The sequence below is a fragment of the Paenibacillus sp. FSL K6-2862 genome (genome assembly GCF_038005125.1).
GTDB lineage: Bacteria > Bacillota > Bacilli > Paenibacillales > Paenibacillaceae > Paenibacillus > Paenibacillus illinoisensis_A.
Map to the genome: position 1 here is coordinate 1,052,672 of NZ_JBBOSN010000001.1, position 20,061 is coordinate 1,072,732.

The 20,061-nt window shown below is 48.3% G+C and carries 14 protein-coding genes; 11 read left to right on the plus strand and 3 right to left on the minus strand.

Annotated features, from left to right (window positions below):
* Positions 1–167: 167 nt before the first annotated feature.
* A complete protein-coding gene (locus tag MHB82_RS04750; RefSeq protein WP_176476164.1) occupies positions 168–644 on the minus strand; it encodes an RNA polymerase sigma factor in 477 nt (158 codons plus the stop codon).
* Positions 645–1,273: 629 nt separating this feature from the next.
* Between MHB82_RS04750 and MHB82_RS04755 the strand changes: the two genes are divergently transcribed.
* The gene (locus MHB82_RS04755) at positions 1,274–3,616 is read left to right on the plus strand and encodes a rhamnogalacturonan lyase (RefSeq protein WP_341176580.1); all 2,343 of its coding nucleotides are present in this window, start codon (positions 1,274–1,276) and stop codon (positions 3,614–3,616) included.
* Positions 3,617–3,817: 201 nt separating this feature from the next.
* Here the strand turns inward: MHB82_RS04755 and MHB82_RS04760 are convergent, their stop codons facing one another.
* A complete protein-coding gene (locus MHB82_RS04760) occupies positions 3,818–4,426 on the minus strand; it encodes a histidine phosphatase family protein (protein WP_341173985.1) in 609 nt (202 codons plus the stop codon).
* A gap of 179 nt (positions 4,427–4,605) precedes the next feature.
* On the opposite strand from MHB82_RS04760, the gene MHB82_RS04765 reads away from it, so the two are divergent.
* Complete coding sequence (locus MHB82_RS04765; RefSeq protein ID WP_341173986.1) at positions 4,606–5,616, plus strand: AraC family transcriptional regulator; 1,011 nt, start codon at positions 4,606–4,608, stop codon at positions 5,614–5,616.
* A 189-nt stretch (positions 5,617–5,805) separates the two neighbouring features.
* On the plus strand, positions 5,806–7,311 hold the full coding sequence (locus tag MHB82_RS04770) for an alpha-glucosidase/alpha-galactosidase (RefSeq protein WP_341173987.1): 1,506 nt from the start codon (positions 5,806–5,808) through the stop codon (positions 7,309–7,311).
* Between the two features lie 84 nt (positions 7,312–7,395).
* Here the strand turns inward: MHB82_RS04770 and MHB82_RS04775 are convergent, their stop codons facing one another.
* Positions 7,396–7,911: a hypothetical protein gene (locus MHB82_RS04775; RefSeq protein ID WP_341173988.1), complete on the minus strand. Its 516-nt coding sequence runs from the start codon at positions 7,909–7,911 to the stop codon at positions 7,396–7,398.
* A gap of 329 nt (positions 7,912–8,240) precedes the next feature.
* On the opposite strand from MHB82_RS04775, the gene MHB82_RS04780 reads away from it, so the two are divergent.
* From MHB82_RS04780 to MHB82_RS04815, 8 genes are all read left to right on the plus strand, one after another.
* Positions 8,241–9,011 (plus strand): amino acid ABC transporter substrate-binding protein, encoded by a 771-nt coding sequence (locus tag MHB82_RS04780; protein WP_341173989.1) that lies wholly within the window; start codon positions 8,241–8,243, stop codon positions 9,009–9,011.
* Positions 9,012–9,118: 107 nt separating this feature from the next.
* Positions 9,119–9,778: an amino acid ABC transporter permease gene (locus tag MHB82_RS04785; protein ID WP_095361142.1), complete on the plus strand. Its 660-nt coding sequence runs from the start codon at positions 9,119–9,121 to the stop codon at positions 9,776–9,778.
* A 33-nt stretch (positions 9,779–9,811) separates the two neighbouring features.
* Positions 9,812–10,567, plus strand: coding sequence for an amino acid ABC transporter ATP-binding protein (locus MHB82_RS04790; RefSeq protein ID WP_095361143.1), 756 nt, complete (start codon positions 9,812–9,814; stop codon positions 10,565–10,567).
* Between the two features lie 440 nt (positions 10,568–11,007).
* Positions 11,008–13,116, plus strand: coding sequence for an RICIN domain-containing protein (locus MHB82_RS04795; protein ID WP_341173990.1), 2,109 nt, complete (start codon positions 11,008–11,010; stop codon positions 13,114–13,116).
* 123 nt (positions 13,117–13,239) lie between these two features.
* The gene (locus MHB82_RS04800) at positions 13,240–15,246 is read left to right on the plus strand and encodes a CotH kinase family protein (RefSeq protein WP_341173991.1); all 2,007 of its coding nucleotides are present in this window, start codon (positions 13,240–13,242) and stop codon (positions 15,244–15,246) included.
* 372 nt (positions 15,247–15,618) lie between these two features.
* A complete protein-coding gene (locus MHB82_RS04805) occupies positions 15,619–17,307 on the plus strand; it encodes a methyl-accepting chemotaxis protein (protein WP_341173992.1) in 1,689 nt (562 codons plus the stop codon).
* Positions 17,308–17,342: 35 nt separating this feature from the next.
* Positions 17,343–17,987: a Vat family streptogramin A O-acetyltransferase gene (locus MHB82_RS04810; protein ID WP_341173993.1), complete on the plus strand. Its 645-nt coding sequence runs from the start codon at positions 17,343–17,345 to the stop codon at positions 17,985–17,987.
* Between the two features lie 213 nt (positions 17,988–18,200).
* Entirely contained in the window at positions 18,201–20,012 is a 1,812-nt protein-coding gene (locus tag MHB82_RS04815) for an ABC transporter substrate-binding protein (protein ID WP_341173994.1), read from the plus strand.
* The last annotated feature ends 49 nt before the right edge of the window (positions 20,013–20,061 follow it).

Below are 20,061 nucleotides of genomic sequence, written 5' to 3' on the forward strand. Positions count from 1 at the left end.
GTCCATATTTTATCACACCAAAATCTCACATAGTCATAACAATTTGTAAAAAATACCTCGAGTTTTGTAAAATTGAGCCATTAGTCATACGTCAAAATGAGAATATACGATAAAAGCTTACATCCTCTGTTTATTTTTGCTCATACCTAATCTGAAAAAGTCATCTCTTAGGAGATGACTTTGGCACGTATGCGATTTACGGCATGGAATACCGAAGATTTGATCATGCCTTCACTGCGATTGACGAGCTGAGCGGTTTCCCTGATGCTGTATCCATGAATGACGCGCAGCTCAAGGATTTTGCGATGTTCTGGGTTACTGACGACAGAGAAGAGATCATTAACACTCTCGGTGATCTCCAGTTCGGATATGTCATAGTGGTACGTTGGCACGTCAAGCCTGCTATCCCGCTTCATGGTTCGCGTTCGTTTGCGGAAGGTGTCCAGAGCGAGGTTGTAAGCAATCTTTTTGAGATAGTAGAGCAGTCGATCTTCAGGGATGTCTGCGTGAACGTTCATGAGCCGAATGAAGCATTCCTGCGTCAGATCTTCCGCATCTTGAGGCTGCCTGATGATATGGGATAAGTACCGTGTGATATCCGATTTGTAGTTAACATATGCGTTGTTAATTGTTGCGCTGTTCATGTAATGCGAGTCTCCTTTGATTACCGTCTGCATATCCGTTCCGGTTGGTACGATTCGAATGTCAGTATAGCGAGAGGATGTTTCCAAACGCGCCAAACTTGTATCTAACTTGTAACAATTGGAGCCTAGCGACCTTCGCTACCCACATCAAGTTCGAGACCACCAATCTTAAAATGAGACTTCGATGGACATGTGAAAGGTAGTGGAGGAGACGAAGTCGATTCTGGAGATAACAGCGATCGGAAAAACAATTCGTAGACGGAACGGTTGTTCAGACTTATTTTTGAAATGAGTCCAATAAAACACTGAATATTGATCGTTTTGAACGGATATTTGCCTATGTCACAGCGGAAAGGATGTCTATAATAGTACCCGTTGGGCAGGAATGCTTGCTCCGAATTGAATGAGGAATGGAAGGAGGACAGTGCTCTGGAAGTCGATTAAGTGGTTGATCGACTTTGTTTATGTAAGCGCAATCATTATGTTGTGGCGACCTGTTCTGTTCAAAATTAAGATAAGCATCACCTATTCTGTCTCAAGGAGAGTGAAGGTTGATGAATTCCAAAACAACAGTAAAGGTACATAAGGAAGAGTTTCCCCGTGTACAGACCAATCGTCGGAAGATGCGTATGCCGCTTGCGGCCAAGGTGTTATCCTCGGCACTCAGCGTAGCTTTGCTTATTGCGGGAACCGCGGGGACAAGCGGAGCAGCGGCTTCCAATGGCAGCAGTGCAGCAGAGGCTAGCCTTCAATCACACAAGGGGGGCGGTTCATTGAAAGAGATTCAGCTCGAATATTTGGATCGGGGGCTAGTAGCCGCATCCACGTCCGAAGGTGTTTTTCTAAGCTGGAGGTTACTTGGGGATGAGGCAACGGGGTACAGCGACAAAGGGCTGACAGGCACGAACTTCAACGTATACCGCGACGGCAAGAAGATTGCTACCGTTACGGACAGTACGAACTATATCGATCCCGCAGGAAAATCGTCTTCCCGCTATGAAGTGGCCGCTGTTAACAGCAAGGGAAAGGAAAGCAAGCGCAGCAGCTCCGTTAAGCCGTGGGCGAGTGGCTATATGGATATTCCACTGCAAAAACCGGATGATGGGGTTACACCTGCTGGCGAAGCCTACACGTACTCCGCGAATGACATGAGCGTAGGTGATGTGGACGGAGACGGCCAATATGAGTTTTTCGTCAAATGGGACCCTTCCAACGCCAAGGATGTATCTCAAAAAGGCTACACCGGTAAAACGTACGTCGATTGCTACACCCTGGATGGCCAGTTGTTGTACCGGATTGATCTCGGGGTCAACATCCGTGCGGGTGCTCACTATACACAGATGCTGGTTTATGATTTTGATGGAGATGGCAAGGCAGAATTGATGTTCAAGACCGCTCCGGGAACCAAGATTATCAAATATAACAAAAAGGGAAAAGTGACGTCAGAGAAATATATAACGCTGCCAAAAGAAGACCGCAAAGCAGGGTACTCCAACGAAGACGACTATCGTTTAAGTGCTGACGGTTACTATGATCATGTAGTCGACATGTTCAAAAACTGGCACAAACACGAGGAGGTTGTGAAGGGGAACTGGCCAGCTACGCTGGAGGAGGCTTTTGGCATAGAGAAGAAGTATGCCTATCCATTGTCCCAACAGGATGCCGAGAGTCTGGCTGATTACTTCATCGATGTCTATGCGCCAAGCCGCAGTGATAAGAACGAGCTGCGCAAATTCGAAGGCTTTATCGTAGATGGACCTGAGTACGTGACCGTGTTTGAAGGGGAATCCGGCAAAGAGCTAGAGACCATTCCTTATGAGCCGGAGCGCCATGATGACGGTCTAATGTGGGGCGATTATGCCATGGCACGGATCGAGCCAGGTAACCGGGTGGATCGTTTCCTGGCAGGAGTGGCGTATCTGGATGGCAAGAATCCATCCGCTGTCTTTGCACGCGGGTACTATACACGCTCGACGATGGTGGCTTATAACTGGGACGGCAAAAAGCTCAAACGCGAATGGAAAGTGGACAGTGGCTGGACGCCGATGAAAAATCCGTTCAACGACGGACCACACGGTGTAGATGGCACAGATCCGGAGTACGGCTCCATTACAACTCAAGGTGCTCATTATTTCAGTGTGGCTGATGTCGATGGAGATGGTAAGCAGGAGATTATCTACGGTTCAGCTACGATTGATCATGACGGCAGTGTGCTGTACAGCTCAACGGATCTGATGCCTGCGGAGAGTGCTGCACCGGGAACGGTGGCCCGTCTGGGTCATGGGGATGCACTGCATGTGGCAGATATTGATCCGGATCGTCCGGGACTTGAAATCTTCATGGTGCATGAAGGCGGTCCGTGGGCTCCATACGGATATTCCTTGCGGGATGCCAAGACCGGAGAAGTGATCTATGGCGGGTACACAGGCAAAGATACTGGGCGTGGTATGGTAGGGGATGTAGACCCGACTCGCCGAGGCTTGGAGACATGGGCCGTAGGATTGTGGACAGCCAGTGGGGAGAAAATAAGTGATAAGGCGCCTGGCACCAATATGAATATTCGCTGGGCAGCAGATATGACGACTCAGATCGTAGACGGCGCGATTGATGTTACTCCAACCATCAAGGATTGGAATCGCGGCACGCTGCTGACCGCCACAGGAACATTAACCAACAATCATACCAAAGGTACGCCATCTCTGGTGGCCGATATTTTCGGGGATTGGCGGGAAGAGATGCTGGTGAGAACGGAGGACAGCTCGGCGATCCGCATCTATCTGAGTACGGAGAAGACTGACCGGAAGCTGTACACGCTGATGCATGACGCCATGTACCGTGTAGGTATTGCCGGACAGAACAGTGGTTATAACCAGCCTTCCTATCCGTCCTTCTACATGGCATCGGATATCGACTGGTCGAAGGTAACGCTGCCCAAGTTCTTCACTCCCCAATCAGGTAAAGGTGGAAAGTGATTAGGCTCAGGTTGATGAAAACAGGTATCTGATATAAAACCTAGCTCTGGAATATCCCGGTGTGTCTCGGCACATGAGGGGTTCCAGAGCTTTTTCACGTAGGAACGTAAGAAGAAGTAGGAGAACTGGATCGAAAACTCATCCAATTGAGGGACACTATATCCAGTCGAGGGGCACTATATCAGAGCTATATCCTTATCTTCATGTCAAATGTTCTATGGACGCGAATGCTTCAATTCTGCAGTTCCCTTTATCATAGATTAGCTTGGTTATGGAACATTCGGGAATTAGACGGTTTTGTACGGTTTTAAAATCAGGATGCCAGACGTTCAGCTCTCGCTCGGTGAACGCCTGAACCAGGAAATCGGTAATAAGTCCGCCATGGGTAACCACGATGATGTTACGGTTTGTCAGCTCTTCATTGTGCAATTCGGCCAGTAGGGAGGCCAGACGTTGACCCGCTTTTTTGGCCGAGTCCCCTACAGGCGGGATGTAATCCGGTTCAGACGTGCATTGGTCCCACATCGCGATAAATTGCTCCAAGGTCTGATCAGGACAATCGCCCCAATTGGCACGCTCTCGCAAGCGGGAATCCTCGGCTGCAGGACAACGAGTATACAAGGCAATCCTTTCGGCAGTTTCTTTTGCTCTTTGAAGGGGGCTCGTAACAATTTTGGTGATAGGGAAAGCAGCCTTGGCCAAATGCCTTGCTGTTAACTCCGCTTGTATGATCCCTTCAGGAGTAAGGGGTACATCACCGATACGCCTCTCTTTTAAACCGTGTCTCACGAGATGGAAGATGGTACTCATCATACACGACCTCCTTATAGGATGGATAATAGGATGCACTTAAAATTAGATATTTAGCTAATTATATAATTATCTAATTAAAATAAGCAATCTATTTGAAGCAATAGAGTTTAACACCACCTTGCAGAATTGTTACAATGGAGAAAAGTGAGGATCGCTGCATCAACGGAGGTATGGACATGAGCACGAAACGTTTTTCGGGAAGCCTGTTTCAGAAGGAGCTGCGAACAGCGGACTGCGGGCCGCGATTCTACGCGTACTATTATAAGCAATGGGACAATTACAGCATGGCCTATCACCATCATGATTCGACTGAAATCATGTATATCATTTCGGGGATGTGCAGGGTCGATGTGCTAATGCCAGATGGGAATTCAGAGCAGGCTGTGTTGAAAAAGGGGCAGTTCATTCTGCTGGATGCAGGTGTTCCGCACCGTTTACTGGTCGAGGATGGTGTTCCATGCCGGATGTTAAATGTGGAGTTTGGCTTTGCTGGCTCGGCGCCTGGACAACCCTCTATTCGGCAGCTCGCTCAGGAAGAGGAGGAAGTCGGTACCTTCTTAACGCACGCTTCGCCTTACATGGTACTGCCTGATCCGGAAGAGGTATACCACATTATGAAAAGCCTTGTACTGGAGCTGGATCAACGCGGCCTCATGAATCACGGCGGGGCTGCGATCCCGATGCGAATCATTCCTTCTGATGAACGATCCCACCATCGCGAGGCCAGGAATCTCAAGTCACCGGAACAGGGTACGCTGGTGCGTACACTGTTTATCCAGCTGCTGGTCCGGGTTGCACGGCTGCGTGGGGAGATGAGCCGGAGTGCACCGGATCAGTCGGAGCTATATGTTAAACGAACCATTGAGTTCATGCATCACAACATGGATCGCAGCATTCAGATGAAGGATATCGCGGCAGCGGTCAATCTGCATCCCGGCTATCTGCATCGCATTTTTCGTCAGCACACCCGGCGGACCCCAACGGACTATCTTACGATGCTTCGAATGGAGAAGGCCAAGATGCTGCTGCAGCAGACGAATATTCCGATCTCGGAAATTTCGGAGTATGTGGGCGTGGGCAGTCGTCAGTATTTCCACATGTTATTCAAAAAATATACAAGCCGGACTCCGGTTGAATATCGATCCATGATGGAGAGACATGTCAGCCAGTACCCAACAGAGGAATGAGCGGAGTATGTTATTTTTAGCCAGGAGAGAAGAAATTCATTCGATAATATAAGTTAGGATTTTTGACAACCTCATCTGGAACTGGTCATGATTTTGATAACGCTTCCTCAATTGCCGTTGATACAATGATCTCATGAAGTGAGGTCATTAACCGAAACGAAACATTTCGGATTACGGGAGGATATGCGAATGTCGTTTAAAGTAGCATTTATCGGGGCAGGGAGTATCGGTTTTACAAGAGGTTTGCTGCGGGATTTGTTGACGGTACCGGAGTTTAACAACATAGAGATTGCGTTCTGCGATATTAATCAGCACAATCTGGACATGGTGACAGAGCTATGCCAGCGGGATATTCGCGAGAATGGACTCCATATTCAGATTCAGCCTACCACGGATCGAAAAGAGGCGCTTAAGGACGCGAAATATGTACTGTGTACAATACGTGTCGGAGGGCTGGAGGCATTTGCAACCGATGTGGACATTCCACTCAAATATGGGGTGGATCAATGTGTCGGCGATACATTGTGTGCGGGAGGCATTATGTATGGGCAGCGCGGAATTGCCGAAATGCTGGACATCTGCAAAGATATTCGGGAACAGAGTGCACCGGATGTGCTGCTCCTGAATTATTCCAACCCGATGGCTATGCTAACGTGGGCTTGTAATAAATATGGCGGAGTTCGCACCATCGGATTGTGTCACGGTGTGCAGCATGGACATCATCAGATTGCAGAAGCATTTGGATTGAAGATGAATGAAGTGGATATTGTGTGCGCAGGTATTAACCATCAGACCTGGTACATTAAGGCTTCTCATGAAGGCAAGGATCTTACAGGTGATTTGCTTGAAGCTTTTGAAAAACATCCCGAGTACAGCCGTACCGAGAAAGTCCGGATCGATATGCTGCGCCGCTTCGGCTACTACAGCACGGAATCGAACGGGCACCTGAGCGAATATGTGCCATGGTACCGCAAACGTCCAGAAGAGATTCAGGACTGGATTGATCTGGGCAACTGGATTAACGGAGAGACGGGCGGGTATTTACGCGTGTGTACAGAGGGCAGAAATTGGTTCGAGACCGATTTTCCTAATTGGATGAAGGATGAACCGATGCAATTTGTTCCGGAAAAACGTGGCGGAGAACATGGTTCGTACATTATAGAAAGTCAGGAAACGGGACGGGTATATCGCGGACACTTTAATACAGTGAATAACGGAGTGATCTCCAACCTGCCGAATGATGCAATCATTGAAGCACCAGGATATGTGGATCGCAACGGGATCTCGATGCCGCATGTCGGTGATCTGCCACTGGGTCCGGCTGCGGTATGTAATGTGAGTATTTCGGTGCAGCGGCTTGCGGTTGAAGCGGCTGTACACGGAGACGACAAGCTGCTCCGTCAAGCATTCATGATAGATCCGCTTGTCGGTGCCGTATGTAATCCAAAAGAAATTTGGCAGATGGTTGACGAAATGCTGGTTGCTCAGGCGAAGTGGCTGCCGCAATATGGTGAAGCCATTGCTGCCGCAGAAGCCAGACTTGCTGCGGGTAATCTTATTCCTACGAAGGAATATGAAGGTGCAGCACGTCTCAAGGTGAAAACGATCGAAGAGATGCAGCAGGATCGTGATGCAGCGAACAAAAATGCGGGTGAGTCCGATAAGGGGAAAGACCGCGAGAAAGTGCAGCAATAATCGTAAGATTCATCTGGTCAGAAAATAACCTGAACATTAGCCATGACAAGGCCCACTCCAATGTGTTGGAGTGGGCTTGTTTTTTTATTTTTTCTCCACAAGATGAACAGCAAAAGCAAACGAAGTATCTCCTAGGGAGACATTGGAGTCTTTAGGAGAGGACCAGCGGGCAAATGCTCCATAATAGTGAATGCCTGTTTCCTGTGCCAACTGGAATGATCCTGCTTTCAATGAGACGCGATGAGCTTTTCCATCCACATATTCGACTAAAGTAAATTCATCCGGGGCAACGTCAGTCCCCATATTAATGGATACATCCTCTCCCACAAGTAAAGTAACAGGAGTTATTCCTTCCAGCAGCTCAAGGACTCCTGCGTAGTCGACACACAAGCCCTCCCAGCAATAACTTCCCTGTACAGCGGGGATGGCGCTGCCGCTCACGGATTGGATGATGGGTGTAGGAAGTTCCGTTGGCAAGTTATTGCGAAGACTTGTTCCTGAAGGGTTATTTTCCACGTTGTTCATGTTGTATTGGTTGGTATTGCATCCGGACAATAGGAACACAGATCCAAGCAGCATAAGGGTAGTCCAAACTCTCATTGAATGTATGAAATTAATCTCAAACACCTCCCCAATATATTCCATACGAAAAACAGCAGAGGAATGTTGCTCAGCAATGGGCGGGCACGGAGTTGAAGGCACTTCAGGACCCTGTCCAATGGGATTCCGTGGTACGCTCGAAACTGGAGAAACCAGCAAAAGTACAAGAGGCATTTTCACAAATTGTTGACAATTGAGCTGCATGAAAACGTAGGAAATAGGCAAGACACTCGACTCTTCTCCCATGCTATGTTATTATAAGGCTCTGATAACGTGGTAACGAACTAAAGCGTTTGGGTTTTGGTTACAGACATGGAGGGGTTCTAGAGATGAGAAAAAAAGCGATATTCCTATTATTCATCAGCATATGCATGATCGTTGTAGCAGGTTGTTCCAGCTCGGGAAGCAAGGACGACAACTCCATTATTGTGGGGATTGATGACAAGTTCGCTCCAATGGGATTCCGGGATGAACAAAATGAAATCGTCGGCTTTGATATTGATTATGCCAGAGCTGCAGCGGAGAAAATGGGTAAAGAAGTTACCTTTCAGCCGATCGACTGGTCTTCCAAAGAATCAGAGCTGAACAGCGGCCGGATTGACATGATCTGGAACGGGTACACGATTACGGACGAACGCAAGGAGAAAGTGCTGTTCACGAAGCCGTATTTGGAAAACAGTCAGGTTGCGATTACACTGGCCGATTCCCCAATTACGAAGCTGGATGAGCTGGATGGCAAAAATGTGGGATTGCAGGCTCTGTCTTCAGCAGCAGATGCACTCGCAGCCAGTCCCCTGAAGGACAAAGTGAAAGCTTCCGAATTCAAGGATAACGTTCTTGCACTGACGGATCTGAAGACGAAACGTCTGGATGCCGTTATCATTGATGAAGTGGTGGCAAGATACTACATGTCGAAGGAAGAGGGTACATTCAAATTGCTGGATGAATCCCTTGCACCGGAGCAATATGGTATTGGTATCAAAAAAGGCAACGAGGAACTGCTTAATCAGCTGCAAAAAGCACTGGATGAACTGAATGCCGACGGAACGGCAGCCGACATCTCAACGAAGTGGTTGGGTGAAGACAAGGTGTTGAAATAGACAGGTTAGCGCCTGACATACGATCAGAACAATATGACCCCGTATTCCTCTTGGAGCATCGACTCCATTGGAATGCGGGGTTAACAGATTAGAGGAGACAAAAAATCATGAGTTGGGATTATATATCTACTATTTTGAAGCCTATGCTTGAGGGAGCCCAGACAACCATCTTTATGTTCTTGCTCGCTATCGTGCTGTCCGTACCGCTTGGATTCGTGGTCACGCTGGCAATGAGAAGCCAAATTAAACTACTGGCATGGATTGCACATACGTACGTCTATGTCATGCGGGGAACACCGCTGCTTCTGCAGGTATTATTCTTCTGCTTCGGTCTTCCGCTGCTTCCTGTGATTGGCGATTACCTGGTGTTTGATCGTTTCGTTGCTGCGGCGATTGCATTTATTCTGAACTATGCGGCGTACTTTGCCGAAATCTTCAGAGGCGGTTTGCTCTCCATCGACAAAGGGCAGCATGAAGCTGCACAGGTTCTCGGCTTAACCAAGTGGCAGACAATGACCAAAGTCATCATTCCACAGATGATCCGGGTCGTATTGCCAGCAACGGCGAATGAGTCCATTACTCTGATTAAGGATACGGCTCTGCTCTATGCGGTTGCGGTTCCTGAATTGCTGTATTACGCCCAAGCCGCGGTCAACCGGGATTTGCAGTTAATCCCATTTTTTGTGGCAGCGATCATGTATCTGCTCATGACACTGGTGCTTACACTGCTGTTCAAAGCGCTGGAGAAGCGGTTTTCATTTGAATAAATTAAATCTGATTAATCAAAGGACTGTCTGCATATGACACATATTATAGAAGTGAATCAGTTAAGAAAATCATTCGGCACACTTGATGTACTGAAGCAGGTAACCTTCAATGTGACACCGGGTGAAGTCATTGCCGTGATTGGCCCTTCGGGCTCAGGCAAGAGTACGATGCTGCGCAGCCTGATTCATCTGGAGGATATCTCCGGTGGAACGATTCGCATTCAGGATCAGACACTGGTTGATAATGGCCGTTATGCGGGGACTGCGGAGATCCGCAAAATCACGGATCGTATGGGTATGGTGTTTCAGCACTTTAATCTGTTCCCGCATCTGACTGTACAAGCCAATCTGGAACTCGCACCGAAGACGTTGAAAAAAGAAAGCACGGCCATCATCCGCCAGCGAAGCCTGGAATTGCTCGGTAAAGTAGGGCTGTCCGACAAGGCGGATGCCTATCCGGCCAATCTGTCCGGTGGACAGAAACAGCGCGTAGCCATTGCCCGCGCATTGATGATGCAGCCAGACATCCTGCTGTTTGATGAGCCGACTTCAGCACTCGATCCCGAGTTGACTGGAGAAGTGCTGCGAGTGATCAAGGATCTCGCACAGGAGAATATGACGATGATGATCGTTACCCATGAGATGAGTTTCGCCCGTGATGTTGCGGACCGGGTTTTCTTCATGGATAACGGTGAAATCGCCGAAGAGGGCCCGCCGGAGCAAATCTTCGGTAATCCCAAGCTGAATCGCACCCGAACCTTTCTTCAGCGGGTGGAAGTAGATTCTTAAATCGAAATGAAAGTGGTGCTCCATTAAACATGGAGCACCACTTTTTTTAAGTTCATTTTAAGAGATGTACCCGTCGAACAACCACTCCCGCCAGTAGTAAGAGGATGCTCAAAGATTACATAATTACAAATTTATTAATAAATATATTTATTTTACATAACGACATGAGTCCCCTTACTTCGACAAGGATATGCATTTATTATGAGGTGGAGTATAGTGTTCGAATTCAGAATCGCTATACGGCTTATCAATATGAGAGGAGGTTAATATATTCATTCATAAGTAACAAAAGTATGTTCTATTAAAGATGGATTGCAAAAGAGAGAGAATATATTTTTTATTTTAAAATATGAAAGCGCTTTACAATGTGGATGTGCACAGAAATGTAATTGTTAATTTGCAATACAAGCAACCTATTATGAAGGGAGAATGATCCAATCATGCAACGTGTATACAAGTTATGGAATAAGCTGACCACGATGATGCTCGTATTTGTGCTTTTGGCTGTCAGCATGGGCAGCGGAAATGCACTGGGGGCAGCAAGTTCATCAACAACTTCGAATACAACCCGGGTGTCTGTACATGACCCTTCCATTTATTATGATTCGTCCACAAACAAGTACTACATTTACGGATCTCATCTGGCTCAAGCCAGCAGCACGGATCTCCGAAACTGGTCTTACGAGGGAACGCAGGGGTATGCCAACAGTACCTTGTATGCACCCTCTACCTTCGAAGGGTATTATTACATCAAAAATAAAAACAGTAACCTGTACCTGGATGTCGCCGATGGCTCATCTGCCGATGGGACAGGCATTCGGCAGTGGTCCTATAATGGTTCCGACGCGCAAAAGTTCAGAATTATGCATTACGGCAACGGGGATTACTATCTCCTTACCGCCAACTCGGCCTATAAAAGTGCGATCGACGTAAATAGCGGCTCGGCTGCCGATGGAGCTCTCATTGAGCAGTGGGCCTATTGGGGCGGTACAATGCAGTTGTTCCGGATCCAGCAAAATGCAGATGGTTCCGTTGCTTTCTTGACCAAGGCATCCGGATATACTAGTGCACTGGATGTGGCGAGCGGCAGCACAACGGCTGGTGCCAACATTCAGCAGTGGAATTACTGGGGTGGAGAGATGCAGAAATGGGAGCTGGTCAAGGCAGGCGGCACCGGAAATGCATCCCGCAGCTCGGGAGCTGCCTTGACATCCGCCTTGGCTGTTTCCTATGCATGGGCTGGATATAATGACCAAGACAGCTCTGGTGGTCATGCGGTATGGGCGCCTGCATCGCCAATCTACAATGCTTCATACACATGGGCGGACGGTTCTAAGGGAGCCTATATGCTGTATTACTCCACGTCTTCTACCTATATTCGCTCAGCTATCGGATTCGGCGTATCCAAATCCGTGAAGGGGCCGTACGAATACATCGATACGATTATCTACTCTGGATTCACAAATGGGAGCAATCCAATTACGACCACGTCCTCACTTGGAACCAAAACCGTAAACACATGGTATCAGCATACCAACATTCCTGAGCTAATCGACAAAGGCAGTCTGTCCGGCACGCGGAGCGGTTGGTTCTTGAGCAATGGAGGCTTTAACAATACCCTGTTCCCGAATGCCATCGACCCTACCTTAACTTACGACAATTCCGGAAAGTTGTGGATGAGCTACGGGTCCTGGTCAGGAGGAATTTATATTCTGCAAATTAATCCGGATACCGGACAGCCCATCTATCCGGGATCGGATAACGGCAATACCGACCGTTATTTTGGCAAGCGCATAGCCGGAAGTTACGGCAAAACAGGAGAAGCTCCCTATATTGTGTATGACAAGGATGCAGGATATTACTACCTGTATGTAACCTACGGCGGACTGGCGAATGAAGGTGGTTACCATATCCGCTTGTACCGTTCTACGACAATCGACGGAACTTATACCGACGCTGCGGGCAATCAGGCCGTATATGCCTCTGCTTCAGTCGACCAGTCGACTCGTGGCATCAAGCTGTTTGGTAACTATGCATTCTCCGGCATACCGCTCGGTTACAAATCAGGCGGGCATAACTCCGCTTTTCTAGATACGGATGGTGCAAGATATTTGATCTACCACACCCGGTTTAATAATGGAACCGAGTATCATGAGGTTCGTGCGCATCAGCAATTCCTGAACGCTGACAAATGGCCGGTGACGGCTGTATACGAATTTTTGGGAAGCAGCATCTCGTCCACAGGTTATAGCGCAAGCGACATGGCGGGAACGTATCAGTTCGTCAACATGGGGCTGGATGCTTCCATCAGCGGTGTGGGCATGCTGCCTACCCAAAGCGTGACGCTGAATTCCAATGGTACGATAACCGGTGCAGTAACCGGTACGTGGTCCAATACTGCCGGTACGTATTACTGCACGATGGTTATTAATGGGGTGACCTACAAGGGCATATTCTTCAAACAGAAAAATGAGTCGGCCAGTCATAATGAAGTCATGACCTTCTCGTTGATCGGGTCCAACAATCAATCGATCTGGGGATCCAAATAGGATCACCAGCCCATTAGTCGATATAACCTCGGACACATTTAAGATTCATTAAAGGTTTGTCCTCTACGATGGTTCCTATAAGCCTCAGGTGCTTAACAGAAACCTAGAAGGAGGATTTACCATTTGAATAATCTACTACAAAAAGTTGCAGTAACGGCACTGTCCGTGACGATGGTGACGTCGTCATTCGGCCTGATTGCTAGCCCTAACGCAGCGTATGCCGCAGAGGATACAGCGGCGAAAACAAACAGCACAGGCGTTACACAAGCATACGAATCATTATTCCAGACGGATAATGTCATTGATATCAACGTTACGATTGATGATGCGGATTGGGAGAGCATGCTTGAAAGTCCGCTGGATAAGGACTATAAGAAGGTCAGTGTGGAAGTGGATGGCACCAAGCTGGATAATGTCGGTTTTTCCACCAAAGGCAATCTGACATTGAAGGCCGTGGCATCCATGGAAGATTCGGACCGTTACAGCTTCAGACTGAAGTTTGATAAATATGACAAAACGCAAACCCTGCTTGGCCTCGATAAAATGGTATTGAACAACAACTACGCGGATCCATCGTACATGCGTGAAGTTCTTCACTATGAAGCGCTGCGTAGTATTGGTATGGATGTACCAATGACGAACTACGTCAACCTGTATGTCAACGGCGAATTGGTTGGTTTCTATACAGGTGTTGAAGCGGTGGATGACAGCTACCTGGAGCGCAACTACGGTGAAGATTACGAAGACGGTGTTCTCTATGATACTGACGAGAGAAGTTATCTTCAATATGAAGAGGGCAGCGACTATAGCACACTCACAGAAGATTTGGGTACGGACGAGAATAAAACCAAACTCAAAAGCTTCATCAAAACGCTGAATGACATGCCTGAAGGAGAAAAAGGTGATATCGAGAGCGTGCTCGACGTTGATTCCGCACTTCAATATATCGCGGGGAACATGGTCTTCGGCAACTATGACAGCTATAACGGTGACAAAGGGCATAACTACATGCTCTACAGCGATGCCGATGGCAAGTTCACGGTTGTGCCTTGGGACTTTAACATGTCCTTCAATGGATATTCGGGTGGAGGCGGACGTGGAACAACGACAACCGGATCAACTACGACCAATACCAACGCAACGAACGTATCCGTGGACGAGCCTGTACTCGGCATAAGCATGGAAAATGTACCGATGATTAACAACCTGCTTGCCGTGCCGGAGTATAAGGAAAAATACTTGAACTATGTCAACGAGTTGACGGATTACCTGGAAGGCATCCAAGACCGTATTACAGAACTTGCTGATGTCATCCGTCCTTATGTAGAAGCAGATCCAACCAAATTCTACACAACCGAACAGTTCGAATCCAACATCGCTTACTCTGCAAACGCTGATGCAGCAGGCAGTATGGGTGGAACACCACCGGAAGGGTTCGAAGGCATGACTCCGCCAGAGGGCATGGAGGGAATGAAACCTCCGGAAGGTTTTGAAGGAACACCTCCAGATGGAACGACACCACCTTCGCAGCCGGATGGCACAAGTGGAACAGAACCAACAGATGCAGCCGCGAGCACAGGAAATACACAGACACGTCCCGGTGGTAACTTCGGCGGTGGTGGAGGCATGGGCTCCATGGCAGCAGGATCGCTGACGACGTTTGCCTTGAACCGACTTGCGAACTTGCAAGAGCAGCTCGGACGCGAAGTGACACCGCTGCCTGAGACCATAGAAGATGCAGGCTCGGAAACTTCTTCTGAAACGGGAGCAACAGACCAAACCATTTCCGTTATATTGGATGGCCAAGCCATTTCGTTCCCGGATCAGGATCCGCTGGAGCAGAGCGGCCGGGTGATGGTACCTGTCAATGCCATTCTTGAAGCGATGGGTGCAGAGGTAACTTGGGACAAAACGGCGAAGACGGTAACTGCTGTTCTGAACGACCAGACACTCGTACTCCAGATTGGAAGCAGCACGGCAACGGTTAATGGGGAGACGATAGATATCGATGCACCGGCCATTATCCTAAGCAGCCGTACACTGGTCCCTGTACGCTTCATCTCTGAAGGATTGGGACTGACTGTCGATTGGGATCAAACGGCAGCACAAGTAAGTCTTACATCCCAATAATCTAGAATGGAACAAGAGACTCGATGAGCACATCGGGTCTCTTTTTGTTTTCCTTTTTTCCATATGTTTCGTTCCATACTCCCTAATCATAAGCGACCTTGTGTTCTTCTGTTTAATTGAATATATGAATCCAGACATATCTAATTGTTATGTTCTGGACGTCTAAATTTCCAGACAGAAGGACATTCGCACACGATTACGGAAAACACGGAAATGTTTTGGTTTTTTCAATGAAAAATTGTGATAAATATCACTGAAAACTTATAAATAATGTGAATATGTCTACCGATAACTCTATATGTGATAATCGAAATCGATTCGAAATCGGTTCGATATCACCTCAATTAAATAGGGAAATGGGTGGCTCAACACATGCGAAGCATGAGCATCGGTACCAAAATCAGTTTGATCGTTATCAGCATATTTATCGTGTTTTCCTCAGCCGTAGCGGTAAGCGTAATTCTGGAAATGAGACAGGGAATTACGACATTTGCAACGGAAAAGGCGAAGCGGGATTTGGAGATGGCGGACCGAATCATTACATACAAACACCCTGGCGACTGGGCCATCAAGGATGGCGAGCTGTACAAAGGCGAGACAGCAATGGAGGGCAACTTCGAACTTGTAGATGAAATCGGTGAGGCATCTGGAGATACCGTCACCATTTTTAGCGGGGAAGAGCGCGTGGCAACCAATGTGATGATGGATGGAGAGCGTGCTGTCGGGACAAAAGTATCGGAACAGGTCGCCCAGGCAGTTTTGCAGCAGGGAGAGAAATTCTACGGTGAGGCCGTTGTCGTTGGACAGAATGTACAGACGGCATATCAACCGATCAAGGATGCAACCGGGGAAATCATCGGGATTCTCTATGTAGGGGCATCTCAATCGCTGATTGATGTCATTATTTCTTCATTTCTAAAGACCTTTCTGATCGTATTCTTGCTCGCGATGGGGGTAGCAATTACAGCCATTATTCTGTATGTCCGCCGAGTGAAATTAAGGATCGAACGGGTGTCTATGGCCATCAAGCGTGCAGGCACGGGGGACTTCACTCAACCGGTCGTCGATCACGTCAACGACGAGATTGGCATGCTGGGTGCCGGATACAACGAGATGAGAAGCAGCTTGCAACTAATTATTCAGGGTGGCCTTCAAGCGGGGGAGAAAGCTAAACATTCGACCGGAATTCTCTTGACCATTGCCGAACGGACGGCACGGGAATCGGAACAGATTGCTTCGTCGGTGGAACAGGTCGCGAGAGGGGCAGAGAGCCAGACCATCAGTACCGAAGAGAACCTGCAGGCCATGGAAGAGGTAGCCATTGGAGTGCAGCGGATGGCAGACAAGGCCTCCAGCATCTCGGAATCTGCCCTGTACTCCCGGAGGCAGGCGGAAACCGGAGGGGAAGCAGTGCAGCTGACGGTTCAGCAAATGTCGACGATCGAATCTTCCGTTACAACAACGGATGAAGTCATTCGTACGCTGGAAGTGAAGTCTGCACAGATTAGCCAGATGGTTACGACCATTCATGAGATCGCGAATCAAACCAATCTTCTCGCTCTTAATGCATCCATTGAAGCGGCCAGAGCAGGGGAGCATGGCAGAGGCTTTGCCGTCGTGTCTACCGAGGTCCGCAAATTGGCTGAACAGGCCGGGGACTCTTCTAGCCGCATTGAGGAACTGGTCAAAGCCATGGAGCAGGACATGCTGCTGTCCCTATCAGCCATGTCTCGAGTGAAGCATGAAGTGCAGGAAGGGCTGCGTTTGACCCGTGAAACGGAACAAAACTTCAGCCTGATCCGGGACACAAACTTAAGGATCGCAACAGAAATTGAGGACATGGCAGCGACAAGTGAGGAGATGTCTGCCGGTGTAGAACAGATCGTTGCTTCCGTGCACGAGATTGCACGCCATGCACAGACGGCCGGTGCCAATTCTCAGCAGGCTGCCGGTTCTGTTCATGAACAGCTCAAGTCGGTGGAACAGATTAAGGCGTCTGCCGCTGTGCTGTCCGATGTTTCCTCAGAGCTTCAGACATCGCTCAGCCCGTTTAAGATCTAACATCTGTTACAATGGTGGAAAAAGGAGGAATAAGTATGGCTCCCGATAAAACAAAACTTTTCCCCAACGAGAATATCCGCACCGTTTGTTATATTCAAAATTTGCCGCCTCGCCCCAATGTGGACATCGGTGACTATACCTACTATAGCGACAATAATAATCCGCCTGAACATTTCTATGACCGAATTCTGCATCATTATGATTTTCTTGGGGATCGGCTGGTGATCGGCAAGTTTTGTGCGATTGCAGAAGGTGTGGCCTTCATTATGAATGGTGCAAACCACCGGATGGAGGGCATGACGACCTATCCTTTCAATATTTTCGGTGGAGGATGGGAGAGAGTGACGCCAACTCTGGATCAGCTGCCATTGAAGGGCGATACCGTACTGGGTAATGACGTATGGCTTGGGCAAAATGTAACGATCATGCCTGGCGTCACGATCGGAGACGGTGCCATCGTGGCGTCTAATTCGACGGTAACACGGAACATCCAGCCTTATGTCATTGTTGGTGGCAACCCGGCCAAGCCGATTAAAAAACGCTTTGACGACAAAACGATTGAGCTGCTGCTGGAACTGAAATGGTGGGATCAGGATGAAGAGTGGCTGGATACCCATTTGGAACAATTGGTTTCCACATATGATCTGCAGACATTGAAGAAACTTTTAGATAGCAGATAGGATTGGTTTTCAAAAAAACGAAGCAACAGCTGGTTCCTGACGGAGCCAGCTGTTTTTATTTGGTCAACATATGCCTATCCCCTTTGGCCTAGCTGTAAGAAATAATGTCTCGACATTGAGGAAAGAGATGGAATGTTTCATGTGATATATCTCATAGAATATCGTTAAGTAAGCGCTTCCAAATACCAATATGATTTCACGGAGGGGTTCAGGATGCGAGTCAAGAGTGCTGCAAAACCGCTCATCGCCCTGTTATTGTCGGCTGCTCTATTGGCCGGATGCCAAAGTGTTCAGCCACCGTCGGTAAGTGAACCGCAAGGAACGGTAGATCCACCTGCTGCAACGACCCAAAATGAACCGGCCCCGCAAACCAATAAGGAGACTCCACGCAACGAGACGCTGTATGTCAATGGACTGCAATGGGGACCCCCCACCAATTTCAATCTGCTCAGCGGTAATCCCGCCTTCCCTGTGAATTACGGAAACTCCAGGGAATTTCTGTACGAGACCTTGTTTATGGTGAACCAGCTGGATGGAGCACTTGAGCCGCTGCTCGGCAAGTCATACGAATGGACGGATGACACGACACTGCGGATTGAGCTGAACGCAGATGCGAAGTGGAGTGACGGAACGGCTTTTACCGCAGATGATGTGGTGTACACTTATGAATTGGGCAAGAAATACGACATTAACTGGAGTAGTTTCTGGACCTATATTCAGGAAGTGAAAGCTGATGGGGCACAAGCCGTGGAGATCAAGCTAAACCCTGATAATCCCAACAAACTGACCGTGCTGGATAGCATTGAATTAATCCCGATGCTGCCGAAGCATATCTGGGAAGAGATTGAGAAGAAAAATAATAATGATCTGACAGCGATCCGCAAAGAAATCAACGATAATCCGGTGGGCACCGGAGCTTACAAACTGCACTTCTACAATGATCAGAAAATTACCATTATTCGCGACGACAACTACTGGGGTCAAAAGCTGTTCGGCAAGCTGCCGGCACCGAAGTATATCACCCATGTAATCTACAAGGATAATGCGGCAGGGGATCTGGCTTTCAAGAGTGGGCAAGTGGACGTCTCCCAACAGTTTATCCCGCAGGTGTGGAAAATGTGGGAAGGCGGCGCTCCAGTCAAAACCTATCTGAAAGATGCTCCTTATTATCTCCCTGGTTCCATGCCAAGCATCTTCTTCAATCTCTCCAAAGCCGGACTGGATAACGCAGATGTCCGCCGGGCCATTGCTATGAGCATCAACTATGACAAGATCTCCGAACTGGCAATGAGCGGTTATTCTGCACCGATGCAGCCTTCGCTGACCTTGAACTCGGATGCCGAGTCCAAATATATTGATCAGAATGCAATCAAGTCTCTGCAATGGACCACTGATGTGGAAGGGGCCAATGCGCTGCTTGATTCGATTGGGGCTGCCAAAGGCAAAGATGGCATTCGTGTACTGAATGGTACCCGTCTCGGACCGTTTGAAATTGAGTGTCCATACGGCTGGTCTGACTGGAATGCGGCGCTGGAGATTGTTGCACAGAGCGCCAAAGCAATCGGCATTGAGATTCGAACCAAATTCCCGGAATCCCCGGTATGGACCAATGATCTGCAGACCGGCAAATTTGATATTATCATGAACACACCTGCGGGCGGTGTGAGTCCGAGCCAGCCGTGGAACCGTGCCATGACCATCATGTATTCGAAAGGCGTTGCACCACTCGGCGAGATGGCATTCTGGAACTGGGGACGTTACCAGAATGACCGTGCAGACGCAATCATTGAAGAGATTCCTTCCGTATCCGATGAGGCGAAACTGAAATCCCTATACACCGAACTGAATACGATCTGGCTCAAAGACATCCCGTCCATTCCACTAATGTACAGACCGTGGGTGTTTGATACCGTGAATGAGTCTGTTTGGAAAGGCTTCCCGTCCGAAGGGGACGGCACCAACATTCCGCCGCAAATTTCCATGGATGGCTCAGGCATCAAGGCACTTTACCAAATTCATAATTAGGTGATGCAAGAAGGTTCTCACCTTAGTACAGATATGGCCTTATCCGTAA

What these genes read in the sequence shown, in the direction of transcription:
- MHB82_RS04750 (WP_176476164.1), bottom strand. Translation starts at nt 644, where the DNA reads ATGAACAGCGCAACAATTAACAACGCATATGTTAACTACAAATCGGAT.
- MHB82_RS04755 (WP_341176580.1), top strand. Translation starts at nt 1,274, where the DNA reads ATGCCGCTTGCGGCCAAGGTGTTATCCTCGGCACTCAGCGTAGCTTTG.
- MHB82_RS04760 (WP_341173985.1), bottom strand. Translation starts at nt 4,426, where the DNA reads ATGAGTACCATCTTCCATCTCGTGAGACACGGTTTAAAAGAGAGGCGT.
- MHB82_RS04765 (WP_341173986.1), top strand. Translation starts at nt 4,606, where the DNA reads ATGAGCACGAAACGTTTTTCGGGAAGCCTGTTTCAGAAGGAGCTGCGA.
- MHB82_RS04770 (WP_341173987.1), top strand. Translation starts at nt 5,806, where the DNA reads ATGTCGTTTAAAGTAGCATTTATCGGGGCAGGGAGTATCGGTTTTACA.
- MHB82_RS04775 (WP_341173988.1), bottom strand. Translation starts at nt 7,911, where the DNA reads ATGAGAGTTTGGACTACCCTTATGCTGCTTGGATCTGTGTTCCTATTG.
- MHB82_RS04780 (WP_341173989.1), top strand. Translation starts at nt 8,241, where the DNA reads ATGAGAAAAAAAGCGATATTCCTATTATTCATCAGCATATGCATGATC.
- MHB82_RS04785 (WP_095361142.1), top strand. Translation starts at nt 9,119, where the DNA reads ATGAGTTGGGATTATATATCTACTATTTTGAAGCCTATGCTTGAGGGA.
- MHB82_RS04790 (WP_095361143.1), top strand. Translation starts at nt 9,812, where the DNA reads ATGACACATATTATAGAAGTGAATCAGTTAAGAAAATCATTCGGCACA.
- MHB82_RS04795 (WP_341173990.1), top strand. Translation starts at nt 11,008, where the DNA reads ATGCAACGTGTATACAAGTTATGGAATAAGCTGACCACGATGATGCTC.
- MHB82_RS04805 (WP_341173992.1), top strand. Translation starts at nt 15,619, where the DNA reads ATGCGAAGCATGAGCATCGGTACCAAAATCAGTTTGATCGTTATCAGC.
- MHB82_RS04810 (WP_341173993.1), top strand. Translation starts at nt 17,343, where the DNA reads ATGGCTCCCGATAAAACAAAACTTTTCCCCAACGAGAATATCCGCACC.
- MHB82_RS04815 (WP_341173994.1), top strand. Translation starts at nt 18,201, where the DNA reads ATGCGAGTCAAGAGTGCTGCAAAACCGCTCATCGCCCTGTTATTGTCG.